Origin of the sequence: Coprococcus sp. AM14-16 (assembly GCF_003434675.1) — a bacterium.
GTDB lineage: Bacteria > Bacillota > Clostridia > Lachnospirales > Lachnospiraceae > Coprococcus > Coprococcus aceti.
This window is the reverse complement of the sequence record NZ_QTLL01000001.1, coordinates 755,540-770,593: the sequence shown is the minus strand read 5'-3', so window position 1 is coordinate 770,593 and position 15,054 is coordinate 755,540. Positions and strand designations below refer to the sequence as shown.

The 15,054-nt window shown below is 43.7% G+C and carries 17 protein-coding genes; all 17 read right to left on the bottom strand.

Features of this window, described 5'->3' with window-relative positions; all coding sequences use genetic code 11:
• Positions 1-84: 84 nt before the first annotated feature.
• The gene (locus tag DW159_RS03460; protein ID WP_117548959.1) at positions 85-1,272 is read right to left on the bottom strand and encodes an HD-GYP domain-containing protein; all 1,188 of its coding nucleotides are present in this window, start codon (positions 1,270-1,272) and stop codon (positions 85-87) included.
• A gap of 54 nt (positions 1,273-1,326) precedes the next feature.
• Positions 1,327-1,677 carry a ribosome silencing factor gene (gene rsfS, locus DW159_RS03455; RefSeq protein WP_117548958.1) on the bottom strand — a complete coding sequence of 117 codons (351 nt, stop codon included), beginning with the start codon at positions 1,675-1,677 and terminating at the stop codon, positions 1,327-1,329.
• A 1-nt stretch (position 1,678) separates the two neighbouring features.
• A complete protein-coding gene (gene yqeK, locus DW159_RS03450) occupies positions 1,679-2,257 on the bottom strand; it encodes a bis(5'-nucleosyl)-tetraphosphatase (symmetrical) YqeK (RefSeq protein WP_082418046.1) in 579 nt (192 codons plus the stop codon).
• A gap of 69 nt (positions 2,258-2,326) precedes the next feature.
• Positions 2,327-2,950, bottom strand: coding sequence for a nicotinate (nicotinamide) nucleotide adenylyltransferase (nadD, locus tag DW159_RS03445; RefSeq protein ID WP_117548957.1), 624 nt, complete (start codon positions 2,948-2,950; stop codon positions 2,327-2,329).
• Between the two features lie 12 nt (positions 2,951-2,962).
• On the bottom strand, positions 2,963-3,250 hold the full coding sequence (yhbY, locus tag DW159_RS03440) for a ribosome assembly RNA-binding protein YhbY (RefSeq protein WP_022216458.1): 288 nt from the start codon (positions 3,248-3,250) through the stop codon (positions 2,963-2,965).
• A 14-nt stretch (positions 3,251-3,264) separates the two neighbouring features.
• The gene (obgE, locus tag DW159_RS03435; RefSeq protein WP_055144437.1) at positions 3,265-4,560 is read right to left on the bottom strand and encodes a GTPase ObgE; all 1,296 of its coding nucleotides are present in this window, start codon (positions 4,558-4,560) and stop codon (positions 3,265-3,267) included.
• A gap of 193 nt (positions 4,561-4,753) precedes the next feature.
• Positions 4,754-5,041 (bottom strand): 50S ribosomal protein L27, encoded by a 288-nt coding sequence (gene rpmA, locus DW159_RS03430; protein ID WP_004850948.1) that lies wholly within the window; start codon positions 5,039-5,041, stop codon positions 4,754-4,756.
• A 5-nt stretch (positions 5,042-5,046) separates the two neighbouring features.
• Positions 5,047-5,373 (bottom strand): ribosomal-processing cysteine protease Prp, encoded by a 327-nt coding sequence (locus tag DW159_RS03425; protein WP_015534943.1) that lies wholly within the window; start codon positions 5,371-5,373, stop codon positions 5,047-5,049.
• 28 nt (positions 5,374-5,401) lie between these two features.
• Positions 5,402-5,710: a 50S ribosomal protein L21 gene (gene rplU, locus DW159_RS03420; RefSeq protein ID WP_004850943.1), complete on the bottom strand. Its 309-nt coding sequence runs from the start codon at positions 5,708-5,710 to the stop codon at positions 5,402-5,404.
• 156 nt (positions 5,711-5,866) lie between these two features.
• A complete protein-coding gene (locus DW159_RS03415) occupies positions 5,867-7,033 on the bottom strand; it encodes a ribonuclease E/G (protein ID WP_117548956.1) in 1,167 nt (388 codons plus the stop codon).
• A gap of 46 nt (positions 7,034-7,079) precedes the next feature.
• A complete protein-coding gene (locus tag DW159_RS03410) occupies positions 7,080-7,787 on the bottom strand; it encodes a TIGR03936 family radical SAM-associated protein (RefSeq protein WP_242859136.1) in 708 nt (235 codons plus the stop codon).
• Entirely contained in the window at positions 7,762-9,630 is a 1,869-nt protein-coding gene (locus tag DW159_RS03405; RefSeq protein ID WP_117548955.1) for a TIGR03960 family B12-binding radical SAM protein, read from the bottom strand. Before DW159_RS03405 ends, DW159_RS03410 begins: the two co-directional genes overlap by 26 nt.
• Before the next feature lie 169 nt (positions 9,631-9,799).
• Entirely contained in the window at positions 9,800-11,164 is a 1,365-nt protein-coding gene (locus tag DW159_RS03400; protein ID WP_022216453.1) for a PFL family protein, read from the bottom strand.
• Between the two features lie 36 nt (positions 11,165-11,200).
• The gene (locus tag DW159_RS03395; protein ID WP_015534945.1) at positions 11,201-11,473 is read right to left on the bottom strand and encodes an ACT domain-containing protein; all 273 of its coding nucleotides are present in this window, start codon (positions 11,471-11,473) and stop codon (positions 11,201-11,203) included.
• A 73-nt stretch (positions 11,474-11,546) separates the two neighbouring features.
• Complete coding sequence (locus tag DW159_RS03390; protein WP_117548954.1) at positions 11,547-12,344, bottom strand: MBL fold metallo-hydrolase; 798 nt, start codon at positions 12,342-12,344, stop codon at positions 11,547-11,549.
• Positions 12,341-13,780 (bottom strand): ASKHA domain-containing protein, encoded by a 1,440-nt coding sequence (locus DW159_RS03385; protein ID WP_117549430.1) that lies wholly within the window; start codon positions 13,778-13,780, stop codon positions 12,341-12,343. Before DW159_RS03385 ends, DW159_RS03390 begins: the two co-directional genes overlap by 4 nt.
• Positions 13,781-13,795: 15 nt before the next feature.
• A complete protein-coding gene (gene ilvA, locus DW159_RS03380; protein WP_117548953.1) occupies positions 13,796-15,040 on the bottom strand; it encodes a threonine ammonia-lyase in 1,245 nt (414 codons plus the stop codon).
• Between the last annotated feature and the right edge of the window lie 14 nt (positions 15,041-15,054).

The window sequence follows — 15,054 nt, the reverse complement described above, 5'->3', positions numbered from 1 at the left end:
AAAAATAGACTAAAAAACCATAAAAAACAGTTTTTTAGTCTATTAGCTTAATGTATATTTAGTCTATTTTTAAGTAATCACATTTTAGTATATGTGCTTATCAGCATTCTGTTCTGCTATCTGTTTGAATTCCTTGAAATGAGCCTGGAATAATAATACCACCTTTGGATCAAACTGTTTACCACTCTGGCTTACTATCTCGGTATAAGCCTCCTCCATAGACCAGCCCTTCTTGTAGTATCTTGCTGATGTAAGGGCATCGAATACATCACATACAGCCATAAGCCTGCTGATATATGCGATCTCTTCTCCCTTCATATGCAGATATCCAGAGCCATCCCACTTCTCATGATGTTCCTTGGCGATCGTTCTTGCAATCTGAAGGATCTGTCCCGGACATTTTGAGAGAAGTGCGTCGCCATATAATACATGACTCTTCATAATTGCGAACTCCTCATCTGTAAGACGGGAAGGTTTGTTGAGTATTTCCTCGCTGATCATCAGTTTGCCGATATCGTGCATCATGGCTGCGGTTGAAAGCATGTCAACATAATCGTCATCAAAACCGGATGCCTTTCCAAGAACCTCCATGTATTTTGCAACTCTCTTGATGTGCTCACCTGTTGATTTTGACTTGCTCTCTGAGAGCTCGGCAAACGCATATATGAGTTCCTTCTGATTAGTTTTGACCTCTTCAGCATGGTCTATAACATTATTGAGCATTGTTGAGTTTCTTGATACTATGAAATATGATACAAATGACATGATAAAAATGGCTATAACACATGGCGCTATGACCAGTATCATATTGTCAGCAAAATCATCATGTGCGGGTGGAATAACAAGATCACATAATCTGTAATTGACTATATCTGCAGCGAATACACCGACTGTAGATAAAAGCGCAGTATAGAGAACCATTGTCTTGTTATAATAAAGGGAAGCTACAAGCATAGGAAATATCCAGACGATCATAGCTGTGTACGATAAAGTTGTATTGAGTATGGAGCATATGAGTACAGCCAATGCAATTACCACATATTTTATACATTTGCCCTCATTGTTCTTAAGTAGATCAATAAAAATCGTAGGTATAAGGGTCAGAATACAGCATACTCCCATGCAGGAAAACAGGAGCACTATATTGCACTGCCCTCCAATATATGTAAATACCCAGTACAAAAGTATCAATATAGCAAAAAGCCTCATACATTTGGAGGCAATATGATTGATCTTGATATAATTGTCGCTTAATAGCCTGTTACTCTCCATGTTTTAATCCCCAAATTCTTACTTGCAACCCAATCTTATTTTAAACTGAATATCTTATATGCTGTCCAGAGATACAATATCTCCGTCACTCCATATCTTCTCTATGTTGTAGAATCTTCTTGATTCTTCAGAAAATATATGGATTATTATATCATAATAATCCAGCAAAATCCATCCACCTTCAGAATATCCCTCCACTCCTTTGTGGGAATATCCAGCTTCGTGCATATTGTCCTCAACATTATCGCTGAGTGCCTGAACCTGTTTTTTATTTGTTCCGTCAGCTATCACTATATAATCACATAAGGTTGAAATTCTGCTTATGTTTATGATCTTAATGTCAAATGCTTTTTTATCCTCAAGAGCAGCACATGCTATCTTGAGCATCTCTCTGGAATCTGCCATATTAGTCCTCACTGTTCAATGATGTATAATATTTATATGTCCGGACAGACATTTCGTCCGTGTCTCCACAGCTGCCACTGTCCAGATAAGTTAAAGTATTCTTTAATATGTGGGCCACCGAAGCGTCAATATCGGAGAATGCCTCATTTCTTATTTCATCTATCTCCGGCAAAGGCTTACGGTTCGGCTCTATATAGTCAGCCACAAAAACAATCTTTTCCAGAAGCGACATAGCCGGTCTTCCAGTTGTATGGAATTCTATAGCCGATCGGATGTCCTCATCGTCAACTCCGTATTTTTCTCTTGCGTAATATGCTCCCAGCTTTGCGTGTAAAAGCTCAGGGTTAGCAAATTCGACCTGGCTTATTGGAAGTCCGTGTTTTTTGCATCTTGCTATCTTCTCGTCTGCAGGCAGACATTTGGCGCAGTCATGTAGAAGTCCGGCAGTCAAAGCTTTGTTAACATCTGCTCCGTGAACCATGGCCAGGCAGCCTGATACATATTCCACACCAAGTGAATGTTCAAATCTTTTCTTTGTGAGCTTGTTTTCAAGGCGCTCACGCATCTCAAATCTGTTCATCTTATCTCCTATCTGTTGCAAATGTTCAAGTATAAGTAATATTCAATATATGTTGTTATACCTGCCAGATCAAACGTGATATAGACCATTGTCCTTGATATATGTTATCACGCTGTCGGGAACCATATCCCTGATATCTTCTCCTGACCGCACAGCAGCTCTTATATCACTTGAGGATATATCGTGCTGGTGGATGTACTCCCGACGGATATCAGAAGCCGGAAACAGGCTGTGCAGGCTTGCTATCTTGTTGTTGATCATATCCTCAGGAACTCCACTTCTTGTTGTGACAAGCAGCGTTGCATGCCTTGATATGATGTCAGGTCTGTGCCAGTGGTCAAAATACATAATGGAATCCCCGCCCATGATAAAATACCAGTGAACGTCAGGATATAACTCATGAAGGGCCTCAAGCGTATCTGAGGTGTATGTGATCCCGGGACGTCTGAGCTCAAAATCAGAATACTCCAACCCTTTTATGCCATCTATGGCAAGTTTTATCATGTTGACCCGGTGATCTGTTGTAACTTCGTTGGAAATATCTTTATAACCAGGCTTATTGTTGGGCATCACAAGCACTTTATCCAGTCTAAACTGTTCCAGTGCCTGTACGCCAAGCTCTATATGTCCATAGTGTATAGGATTGAATGTTCCGCCGAGTATACCTACATGTCCTGCTTTTTGTGCCAGCATGGCTTATTCCCCCTATGGAAGTTCGATCTTCTTATGTTCCTTTGACTCCTTGTACAGAACGATCTTTCTGCCGATCACCTGAACTACCTGTGAGTGTGTTCTCTCACCGAGCATAGCTGCTATCTCACGAGGATCGTCAAGACAGTTCTTGAGAACAGAGATCTTGATTAGTTCTCTCGCCTCAAGAGCCTCTGCAACAGATTCTGTGAACTCAGGTGTGAGTGATGATTTGCCTATGTTGAGTATAGGCTGGATGGTCTGTGCCAGCCCCTTTAAATATGCTCTCTGTTTGCTATTCATACGTGTTTATTCCTTTACTTATAATAATCAAATTCAAGGAAATACATTCTTACAGTATCTCCGTCTACACAGCCAAGCTCCTCAAGCTGTGCAAGTATTCCATTGTCTCTGAGGAACTTCTGGAAGAAATCAAAGCCCTTCTCAGATTCAAGGTTCGTATATCCGAGCATCTTCTCGATTCGTGGACCCTCGACGATATATACACCCTCCTCCTCGTCTGACTTTCTGACTTCAAATGGAAGCTCAGGATCATCCTGCATGGACAGATCTATCTCAGGTTCAAATTCGATGATCTCCCTTGGAGACTGCTTTACAAGGTCATTGACATACCAGAGAAGTTCATTGATACCCTTTCCTGATACTGCAGATATAGGGAATATCTTATATCCTTCATCCTCCGGGAATTCCTCCTTAAGCATCTCTATGACAGTCTCATAGCCCATATCATCCAGAAGATCGACCTTGTTGGCTGCTATAACCTGTGGACGGTTCTCGATGTCTTTATTGTACTTCTTGAGCTCTTCATTGATTACGTGGATATCATTGATCGGATCTCTTCCATCCACCGAGGCTGCATCCACGATGTGGATTATAACCTTTGTACGCTCTATATGTCTTAAGAACTGAAGTCCAAGACCTGTTCCTTCTGACGCACCTTCAATTATGCCTGGAATGTCTGCGATCACGAAGCCGTTCTTATCCCCGAGATCCACCACACCCAGGTTCGGAACTAAAGTGGTAAAATGATATGCCGCGATCTTAGGACGGGCATTCGTAACTCTTGCAAGGAAGGTTGATTTACCTACACTTGGGTATCCGACAAGTCCTACGTCAGCTATACACTTGAGTTCAAGATCTACTGTAAGCTCCTTGGCTGGCTGACCAGGCTGTGCATACTTTGGCGCCTGCATGGTCGAAGTTACATATGTTCTGTTGCCACGGCCACCACGGCCTCCTTTAAGGAAAACAACAGGTTCCTTCTTGTATGCCATATCGAGAATAACCTTACCTGTCTCTGAATCTTTGACAACAGTTCCAGGTGGAACCTTGAGCACGATATCGGCACCATTGCTGCCATGGCAGTTCTTCTTGCCGCCCTCTTCACCGTCTCCGGCTTTGTATTTTGTCACATGTCTATAGTTAGTGAGCGTGTTCATTCCCTCGTCGACAACAAAGATAACGTCACCGCCATTACCTCCGTCACCGCCGTCAGGACCGCCGTTTGGAACATATTTCTCTCTTCTGAAGGATACATGTCCGTCACCGCCCTTGCCTGATCTCACATATATTCTGGCTCTATCGGCAAACATAATATACCGCCTTTCTATGTCAGATATTCTATACCGAATATTCAATGTCTAAACTACCTGTGTCAAGTTCTGCAGATACATCTGCACACTATTTCATAGTATACCCCATATCTGCACTTTTGTCTGTAAAAAAAGACTGGAATAATAAAAATTACTCCAGTCTCTTGATAGTATTACTTATATATATCCAATATTACTCGTTAACTACTGGATAGATAGAAACCTGCTTCTTGTCTCTACCCTTTCTCTCAAATCTAACGATACCATCAGCTGTAGCGAACAGTGTGTCATCTCCGCCAATACCAACGTTAAGACCTGGGTGAATCTTTGTTCCACGCTGTCTGTAAAGGATGTTACCAGCCTTTACGAACTGACCGTCAGCTCTCTTAGCGCCAAGTCTCTTGGACTCTGAGTCTCTGCCGTTCTTTGTAGAACCTACACCTTTCTTATGAGCGAAAAACTGAAGTTCCATCTTCATCATGTCAATTACACCTCCTTAAAGGTCATACAAATATAATCGCCATAGGATTCTTCGATTCCGGATATACCGATCACAAGCGCCTGCATCAAAGTCTGTGCCTTGATATCCGGCTCCTCTGTGAATATGAAATCCATATGTCCGCTCTCCTGATCACAGTCAAGTGTGAAATTCACATCTGAAAGCTTCTCAACAGAGTTCAGGATGGTTATCGTGATCGCTGAAACTGCGCTACAGACGATATCTTGTCCAGGATCATCATATTCCGCATGTCCATCTGTCTTAAATCCTATATATTCCGAATTGCTGTTCTGATAAATAACTACATCAATCATGTCTTATAATCGATACAATCAATACCAATTAAGCGTTGATCTTCTTGATCTCAACCTTAGTATATGACTGTCTGTGACCATTCTTCTTGTGATAGCCAGTCTTTCTCTTGTACTTGTAAACAATAACTTTCTTAGACTTGCCTTCACCAACTACTGATGCTGTTACAGATGCATTAGCAACTGCATCTCCACACTTAACGTCTGAATCAGTGCTTACTAAGATAACATCATCAAATGTTACTTCGCTTCCAGCCTCTGCTGCGAGCTTCTCAACCTTGATCACGTCTCCTTCAGCTACCTTGTACTGCTTACCGCCTGTTGCTATAATTGCGTACATGGTTAATACCTCCTTAATCAAACTCGCCAGTTTTGGTGGTGTCTGTTGACACACTTATACCTAACTGTGCGGCATACTCATATAATCTACCATTGAGATGATTATTTGTCAATAATTTTCTGATATATTTTTACAATATTTTTTGATTTATTTTCATCAAAGCTTAACCATTTCGTGAAGCGGTCTCTTTAACTTCTTTCTGGTCAGCTCTATAAGTCCAAGCTTGGTGATATCTACGAATTTGGCTGGTACAGGATCGTCTGCCAGCTCTCTTATCAGGGTATCACGTATCCTGAGAATATCATCGGGATTCTTCATGTTTATAAAGTCTATGACTACTATCCCTGACAGATTGCGGAGTCTTAACTGACGGCAGGTTTCGATGGCAGCCTCGGTGTTGACCTTCAGCATGTGCTGTTCCATATCTCTGCCTGATATAGCCTTGCCTGTATTCACATCCACAACTACCATGGCCTCAGTCTGCTGGATTATAAGGTAGGCACCTGACTTAAGCCATACTCTCTCCTTTAGAGCTCCCTCCACTTCTTTATTGAGATTGTAGATTGCCGTAAGCGGACATGCTGTATCGGTATGAAGCGTTAAGTCTATTGTTCCAGGCTGTTTTTTCTCTATGTAATCCTCAAATACGTGGAATATTTCTTCATCATCGGTTACCAGTGAATCTAGCTTATTACTTCCCATGAAAGTTATGTTTTCTATATATTCCGGTGGATTCCGGTACAGACAGGAAAAGCATTTTCTGGTTGTTGCGGCCTTCAGGATCTGCGTGAGACGACCGCCCAGCTCATTCAGTTCACGTTTTATGAGTTCAGGGTCCGCATCCACAGCATTTGTCCTAATGATACAACCTATACCCGCCGGGAGGGTATTTCGCGCGATGTCCTTAAGCTCGTCCCGGAGCTTTCTGCTGCTTATCTTGTTCGATACACCGATCTGTTCCCCGGTGTGGACCACACAGTAATCCCCGCGGAGGGTGAGCTCCGATGAACCAACAGGGTTCTTGGTCTTGACTGCGTCACGGCTGATCTGAACGACTATCTCATCGCCGATCCTGAGCTTTGTGTGCTCCCTGCCATCGGCGTATATAATATCATTGTCATCCAGACTGTAGTAGCAGGGAAGTCTGTCACCGTAATCCACGAAGCAGGCATTTATATTGTTTACGATGTTGGCCACCTTGCCCACATAGATATTGCCGAGGACTGTACTGCCCTCTGACAGGTTAAGATCTGTGACTTTGCCATCCTGTATAACAGCCTGTAATATTTTGTTGTCGTAGTGTGTAACTACCAGCTTTCTCATGTGATATTCCCCTTATAATCTTTCAAATATACGGTCAGGCAGACTCTTAGAATGGTGAACCGGCCTTGTATAGAGGTATTATATTGCCATCAGGGCCATCCATGTACGTCTCCAGTCTGTGAATATGATAATGGAACTGGTTGTGACTGACACCCGCATACGCGCAGAGAGCCTGCATGACGAGCTCCGGCTTGAGGTTGTATTCACTTCCGGTTGACAGCAGCATATATATCTGATCGTCCCTCAGCTCGCAGGTCATGATACCAGGTTTTATATTCTCCTCGCGTTCACTCTTCTTTGTCTTTTTCAGAATGACGATCTGATCCTGCGACATGAAGGATTCCACACTGTCCAGTATATTATGCCGTTCTTCAGTTCCTGCTTTGTCAAGGAATGAGATGACATAGTCCGATGCTGACACAACTGACATGGAGTTCTTTGCATCATCGGGAAGAAGTACACACTCAGTGACCTTCATCTCATCAACCGATACGGCATTCAATGCGTCGATCATCTCTCTGGATGTTGTAACGGATTCAAATTCTCCGTCAAAGTATTCGCCATCAGAAGTGATCCCCATGGCCAGCGGAGCGGCAAACGAGATGATCTGGTGAGGCGAATATCCCTTGGAATAGCTCACATCCAGACCGGCACGTCTTATCTCCTTCTGGAAATATCTCATAACGTCAAGGTGTCCTATAAATCTGAGGTTACCGAGCTTGGAGTATTTAATTCTTATTTTCAAAACATACACCTCCTCCAAATCTTGTGGCACCACAGCCGGAACACTGCTGTCTGCAGTTAGGGGTTACCTTTTCGTTCTGGGCGTTCTCCCACTCTCTCTCAAGGAACTTTCTTGTGACTCCTATATCAATGAAATCCCATGGAAGTATCTCATCAACACTTCTGTCCCTGTATGTGTAGAAATCTATATCCAGACCGTGCTTTGCCATGGCGTTGTCCCAGTTTTCTTTTTTGAAGAACTCTGTCCATGCGTCAAATATCTGACCGGCCTTATAGACATCATATATTACATCGCAGAGCTTCCTGTCGCCTCGAGCAAGCAGTCCCTCAAGTATGGTGATATCTGCTTCGTGGTACTGGAACTTAAGACTCTTATGGTTCTTCTCTGCACGGAATCTGTCCTTCACAAAGTATGCACGCTTGACAAATTCCTCAGGCCTTATCATCGGAGCCCACTGGAACGGAGTAAATGGCTTTGGCACAAAATATGATGCCGATGCGGTGACCATGACACGTCCATTTCGTTCTTCTCTTGGGATATTTGCAAAGAAAAGCTCAGTGATCTCCTCCGACAGGTCTGCAATCCCGGCAATATCGTCATATGTCTCAGTAGGAAGGCCCATCATGAAGTACAGCTTCACCTTATCCCAGCCGCCTTTGAAGGCCTTCAGGGCACCATCCATTATGTTCTCCTTTGTGAGACCCTTGTTTATAACATTTCTGAGTCTCTGCGTTCCTGCCTCAGGGGCAAATGTAAGTGAACTCTTCTTCACATCCTGGATCTTGCTCATGACATCCAGAGAAAAGGCGTCTATACGGAGCGATGGCAGAGAGATATTTACATGCTCATTGTCCATCTTCTCGATCAGGCAGTCTGTGAGTTCCGGAAGCTCCTCGTAATCACTCGACGACAGACTGCTGAAGGTTATCTCCTCGTGTCCTGTACTTGCCAGCATTTTCTCAGCATAGCCCTTTAACAGATTGACATCCTTAGGTCTGGTTGGTCTGTATATCATTCCAGCCTGGCAGAATCTGCAGCCTCTTATACATCCGCGCATGATCTCAAGAACAACTCTGTCCTGAGTGAGCTTCATGAATGACACAACAGGCTTCTCAGGGTATGTGACTTTGCTGTGATCCATGACAACCGTCTTGGTTATCGTGGCAGGCACATCTTCAAATCTAGGAGCAAATAAAGCTATCGTGCCATCTTCCTTGTATGTGACTTCATAGAGCTCAGGAACGTATAATCCCGGAATGTTGGACACCTTTATGAGAAATTCTTCCCTGGTCATATCAGAGTGCTTATACACCTTGTAAAGCTCCAGAAGTGCATCATATGATACTTCGCCCTCACCCATATAGAATATGTCAAAGAAGTCTGCTATAGGCTCAGGATTGTATGAGCATGGGCCTCCGCCTATAACAAGTGTGTCTCCCTTTTTTCTGTCTCTTGTACGGAGTGGGATTCCAGCCAGATCAAGCACCTGAAGAATATTGGTGTAACACATCTCGTACTGGAGTGTTATTCCAAGGAAATCAAAATCCTTTATAGGATCCTGGGATTCCAGCGCGAACAGAGGGATGTCATGTTCTCTCATCTCCGCGTCCAGATCAGGCCATGGCGAATAAACTCTTTCACACCATGTGTCCTCTCTCCTGTTGAACATATCGTACAGTATCTGAATTCCGAGATGGGACATACCTATCTCGTATACATCAGGAAAACACATGCAGAAACGCACATCAACCTTGTCCTTGTCCTTCATAACACTGTTGTATTCTCCGCCTATATATCTGGCGGGCTTTTCAACCTTCATCAGTATTTCATCCGGTAAAGCTAATCTTCTCATAAAATAATATCCTTAAATAATTTTCTTGTGATCATATTATCTGATATCTCCAAATGGAAATATTCAATTACAGCAAAAGAGATGCGCACGGAATTTCCGTATTCAGTGCGCATCCTCTATATATCTATATCGTATCAGGAACTGTGATCCTATACCGCATTATCCAATATTAGTTTTTGAAACTATGGATAGGGGCTGGAATACGTCCACCTCTGTTGACAAACTTATCACATGCAAATCTGTTGACAGGCATGATAGGTGCGTATCCGAGAAGTCCGCCAAATTCAGCCTGATCTCCAACTGTCTTACCGATAACAGGGATAAGTCTTACAGCGGTTGTCTTCTGGTTGATCATACCAAGAGCCATCTCATCAGCGATAATTCCTGATATGGTTGCAGGTGATGTATCACCAGGAATTGCTATCATATCAAGACCTACTGAACATACACATGTCATGGCCTCAAGTTTCTCAAGAGTTAATGCTCCTGCGGAAACTGCATCGATCATTCTCTGGTCCTCAGATACAGGGATGAATGCACCGGAGAGTCCTCCGACGTATGATGAAGCCATAACTCCACCCTTCTTAACCTGATCGTTGAGGAGCGCAAGTGCTGCTGTTGTACCAGGAGCTCCGGCGTATTCAAGACCGATCTCCTCGAGAATCTCACCTACACTGTCTCCGACTGCAGGAGTAGGGGCAAGTGACAGGTCAACTATACCAAATGGTACGCCGAGCATCTTGGATGCCTCTTTTGCAACGAGCTGTCCAACTCTGGTTACCTTGAAAGCTGTCTTCTTGATGGTCTCGCAGAGTTCCTCAAAGTTTTCTCCTCTTACCTTCTCAAGGGCTTTCTTTACAACACCAGGGCCGCTGACTCCGACATTGATGACACAGTCTCCCTCGGTAACACCGTGGAATGCACCGGCCATAAATGGGTTGTCATCAGGTGCGTTACAGAATACTACAAGCTTTGCACAACCGATGGAATCTGCTTCCTTGGTGAGCTCGGCAGTGTCTTTGATCATCTCTCCGAGAATCTTGACTGCATCCATATCTATACCGGTTTTGGTTGAACCTACATTTATGGAGCTGCACACCTTTCCTGTGCTTGAGAGTGCTTCAGGAATTGAACGGATAAGAAGCTCATCAGCAGGAGTCATGCCCTTATTTACAAGCGCTGAATATCCTCCGATGAAGTTGACTCCTATGGTGTCTGCAGCCTTGTCAAGAGCCTTTGCGATCTTTACAAAATCTCCGGTGGTCTTACATACGGAACCACCAACCAGTGCTATAGGTGTTACAGAAACTCTCTTGTTGACGATTGGTATACCATATCTTCTTGATATCTCCTGACCTGTTGATACAAGATCCTTGGCATATGTTGTTATCTTGTTATATATCTTTGTACATGTATCATCCACATCTGTACCTACACAATCCAAAAGACTGATTCCCATTGTGATGGTACGAACATCCAGATTCATGTCTGAGATCATCTTATTGGTCTCGATTACTTCATTTATGCTAATCATGTATATCCTCTTTTCTGTCTGTCAGACTGTATATTATTAGATTCTGTGCATTGTCTCAAAGATCTTCTCGTGCTGTACCTTTATCTGTACTCCAATCTCTTCTCCGATCTGTCCGAGCTCTGATGCGATGAGCTCTGTTGATTTGGATGATTCCTGTGTATCAACCACCATCATCATGTTGAAGTACCCTGCAACTATAGTCTGTGATATGTCAAGTATATTGATCTGGTTGTTTGCCAGATATACACATACCTTAGCTGTGATTCCCACGCTGTCCTTACCTACTACAGTTATGATTCTCTTTTTCATTTCATTTATCCTCCTTGTTGATGATGGAGCCTGTACATACAGAACCCATCTTTATTCACTCCTAAAAATCAGCCTATGCCTCTATGGCAGCCATAGGCATGTCTCTTCTGGCTACTGCCAGCCCAAATTCCCTTACATCGTTGGCGTATGAATTGTTTTCAAGCTCCAGCTTGACTGTCTCGTATGCCAGCTCTTCAAAATTGTTCTCCTTGCTCAGATGTCCCAGAATGATACCCTTCACATGGTCATTCAGAAGTCTGTATATGAGCTGCCCTGACAATTCGTTGGACAGATGACCATAGTTGCCAAGGATTCGTCTCTTGAGATAATAAGGATATGGTCCCGCCTCAAGCATTCTGACATCATGATTGGCCTCAACTACCATTATATCTGAGTTGTCAAGCTTATCTACAATATAATCATTATAATTGCCCATATCAGTCGCTATGGACACTTTTTTGCCATCTCCATACAGGCTGTAGCATACCGGATCCGCTGCGTCATGCCAGATGGATGACGGATCAACGGTTATATCCTTTATCAGTATCTTTTCATCAGGACGAATCTCATGAAACAGTCCCTCATCGATACTGCCAAGGGAGGTCATCTTCTTCATCTCAGCTATGGTTCCTGCAGTGGCATATATAGGAACACCGTGCTTTCTTGCCAGAACACCTATGCCCTTCACATGATCTATATGCTCATGCGTTACAAGAACACCATCGAGTTCAGACGGCTTTATTCCCTCATCCTTAAGGGCGTTTTCAACCCTCTTGCAGCTTATGCCTACATCCACAAGAAGATGGGTATCGCTATTGCCGACGTAATAGCAGTTACCGCTGCTACCGCTTGCTATACTTAGTAATTTCATAATCTACTCTTCTGTTGTAATTTATTTGTACCATGTGACTGTGCGGTCCATGGTCTGAGATCCATATGACTGTAATATCTTCTGTCAAAGCCCTCAAGCTCACCGAGATTCACAGCAGTCAGGGTCTCTTTAAACGCATATATTCTATCAATAAAACTCTTATCAATCAAGCACTTATGTGCTCCGTGCAGGGATGTATTTCCTGCAAATTCTGATTTTCCCTGAAAACTGTCCGGAAAAAGTCCAAGGCTTACCGCACTTGATATATTAAGACTGCACCCGAAGCCTCCTGCCAGATATACACGTGATACGTCCTCTGCCGTTATCCCCGCCATATCCATGAGGGATTCTATCCCTGCACATATGGCTGCCTTTGCAAGGAGAAAGCTTCTGATCATATCCATGTCAATTGTCACTCCACCCGCAAGTCTGTAGCCTCCGTCTATATACTGATCAACCAGGACTCCATCGTCATTCACTATGTGTAGCAAATTAAGTCTGTTCAGCAGATCAAAGGCTGTGGTTGGAGCTGCAACACCTCTCCTCAGCATTCCCTCAAATGCCGGACCACATGCACATGAGGTGGCATAACCGATGCCCTGCTTTGCAAGTATGAGTTCTCCGTTTGTTCCGAGATCTGCAAACAACTGATATTTGTCAGACCTGTCAATGTTACAGACGACTGCACCGCACAATGCGTCAGCTCCAACAAATGCGCTGAGGTTAGGAAGACATGTGACTTCTGCACTGCAAAATCTTTCATCATCAAAGAAATCCTTCCCTGATACTGTTATACTGTCAGGATTCCTGATCTCAAATGGTGCATGCCCGAGATTGTCCAGAAGCAGCCGCTCAAGTATTGCATTCATGGTGGTGTTTCCGGAAATAATTATCCTTGATATATCTGCAGGGGCATACCCCATTCCGGCCAACTCTGAGGAAATCCTTGTGACTACTGAGCTTCTGAGCTTTGCCAGTCCATCTTCTGTGGAGCCTGTTCGGATCCTCGATATGACATCGCTGCCATATTCAATCTGTGGATTCATAAATCCACATCTGCCCGTGACACTTCCATCAGACATATCTATCTGTTCTATGGCGATGGTGGTGGTGCCTAAATCTATAGCTATGCCTATACCACGACCATCGCCATTATATACGTTGTTGGATTCATCAGCACCCTTGTACGAAGCAAGGACTGACATGTTATCCTCACCTATGGTTATCTGTATGTTATCAGTGATAGTGTAGGTACAGCTTTTTACCGTGCCCGCACCTTTTACATCCACCAGACATCTCTGACACCTTCCAAGACCTCCGCAGTTTCCACTGAACACATATCCGGCGCTGCACAGCACCTTGAACAGATTGTCACCGCGTCTGCAGGCGATTATTTTGTTGTCATTTACGGTTAAAGTGAGTTCATCGTTAATCATCGATATCAACTACAATTAATTGTATATTCCCTTTGTCATGACTTCCTTTGGCTTGTAGCCCTTATCAGCAAGTGTGTTGATGATGAGCTGCTTGTGCTCAGGGCCAAATGCCTCCATAGTGATAACAAGCTCAACTGCTGAATTCCTGTTGATGGATACGAACTGGTTGTGCTCAAGCTTGATAACATTTCCCTGGAGATCAGCGATAACCTTTGAAATGTTCATGAGTGCACCCGGCTTGTCAGGAAGAAGTGTTGAAACTGTGAAGATCCTGCTTCTTGCGATAAGTCCGTGCTGTACAAGTGAGGCAAATGTTATCATATCCATATTGCCGCCCGACAGTATGCTTACGACCTTGGCACCCTTTACATCGAGATGCTTAAGTGCTGCCACTGTGAGAAGGCCTGAATTCTCAACAAGAAGCTTGTGGTTCTCAAGCATATCGAGGAATGAAACGATGAGTTCGTTATCCTCTACAGTTATAATATCATCTATGTTCTTCTGTATATATGGGAAAATCTTGCTTCCCGGTGTCTTTACTGCAGTTCCATCTGCAATGGTGTCGACATATGGAAGTGTTGTAACCTTCTTGTTCTTCAGTGATGCCTGCATACAGTTTGCTCCGGCAGGCTCAACACCTATGACCTTGATGTTCGGATTCATCATCTTGGCAAGTGTGGACACACCTGTTGCCAGACCGCCACCTCCGATAGGAACAAGGATATAGTCAACGAAAGGAAGCTCCTTTATGATCTCCATCGCAACCGAGCCCTGTCCTGTGGCAACATCGAGATCATCGAACGGATGAATGAATGTATAACCCTTGTCCTCTGCAAGCTCAAGAGCGTATGCACATGATTCATCATATACGTCTCCATACAGTATAACCTCTGCGCCGTATGCCTTAGTTCTGTTAACCTTGATGAGAGGTGTAGATGAAGGCATAACGATGGTCGCCTTTACTCCATATGCTTTTGCAGCATATGCCACACCCTGGGCATGATTTCCAGCAGAAGCTGTTATCAGTCCCTTCTGTCTCTCTTCATCTGAAAGCGTGCTTATCTTGTAATATGCACCCCTGATCTTGTATGCACCGGTCTTCTGAAGGTTCTCAGGTTTGAAGTATACCTTGTTGCCTGTTATCCCACTGAAATAGTCACTGTATATGAGCTTTGTAGGGAGAACCACCTTCTGTACAATGTCGTAGGCCTCCTCAAATTTCGCAAGTGTCAGTTTGTCTGTTGTGTTCTGTTCTGCCATTTGTTAATGTCTCC

Bases quoted from the DNA above. Each gene is read 5' to 3' on its own strand.
- DW159_RS03460 (WP_117548959.1), bottom strand. From the start codon at position 1,272: ATGGAGAGTAACAGGCTATTAAGCGACAATTATATCAAGATCAATCAT.
- rsfS (WP_117548958.1), bottom strand. From the start codon at position 1,677: ATGGCAGATTCCAGAGAGATGCTCAAGATAGCATGTGCTGCTCTTGAG.
- yqeK (WP_082418046.1), bottom strand. From the start codon at position 2,257: ATGAACAGATTTGAGATGCGTGAGCGCCTTGAAAACAAGCTCACAAAG.
- nadD (WP_117548957.1), bottom strand. From the start codon at position 2,950: ATGCTGGCACAAAAAGCAGGACATGTAGGTATACTCGGCGGAACATTC.
- yhbY (WP_022216458.1), bottom strand. From the start codon at position 3,250: ATGAATAGCAAACAGAGAGCATATTTAAAGGGGCTGGCACAGACCATC.
- obgE (WP_055144437.1), bottom strand. From the start codon at position 4,560: ATGTTTGCCGATAGAGCCAGAATATATGTGAGATCAGGCAAGGGCGGT.
- rpmA (WP_004850948.1), bottom strand. From the start codon at position 5,041: ATGATGAAGATGGAACTTCAGTTTTTCGCTCATAAGAAAGGTGTAGGT.
- DW159_RS03425 (WP_015534943.1), bottom strand. From the start codon at position 5,373: ATGATTGATGTAGTTATTTATCAGAACAGCAATTCGGAATATATAGGA.
- rplU (WP_004850943.1), bottom strand. From the start codon at position 5,710: ATGTACGCAATTATAGCAACAGGCGGTAAGCAGTACAAGGTAGCTGAA.
- DW159_RS03415 (WP_117548956.1), bottom strand. From the start codon at position 7,033: ATGAGAAAGCTGGTAGTTACACACTACGACAACAAAATATTACAGGCT.
- DW159_RS03405 (WP_117548955.1), bottom strand. From the start codon at position 9,630: ATGAGAAGATTAGCTTTACCGGATGAAATACTGATGAAGGTTGAAAAG.
- DW159_RS03400 (WP_022216453.1), bottom strand. From the start codon at position 11,164: ATGATTAGCATAAATGAAGTAATCGAGACCAATAAGATGATCTCAGAC.
- DW159_RS03395 (WP_015534945.1), bottom strand. From the start codon at position 11,473: ATGAAAAAGAGAATCATAACTGTAGTAGGTAAGGACAGCGTGGGAATC.
- DW159_RS03390 (WP_117548954.1), bottom strand. From the start codon at position 12,344: ATGAAATTACTAAGTATAGCAAGCGGTAGCAGCGGTAACTGCTATTAC.
- DW159_RS03385 (WP_117549430.1), bottom strand. From the start codon at position 13,780: ATGATTAACGATGAACTCACTTTAACCGTAAATGACAACAAAATAATC.
- ilvA (WP_117548953.1), bottom strand. From the start codon at position 15,040: ATGGCAGAACAGAACACAACAGACAAACTGACACTTGCGAAATTTGAG.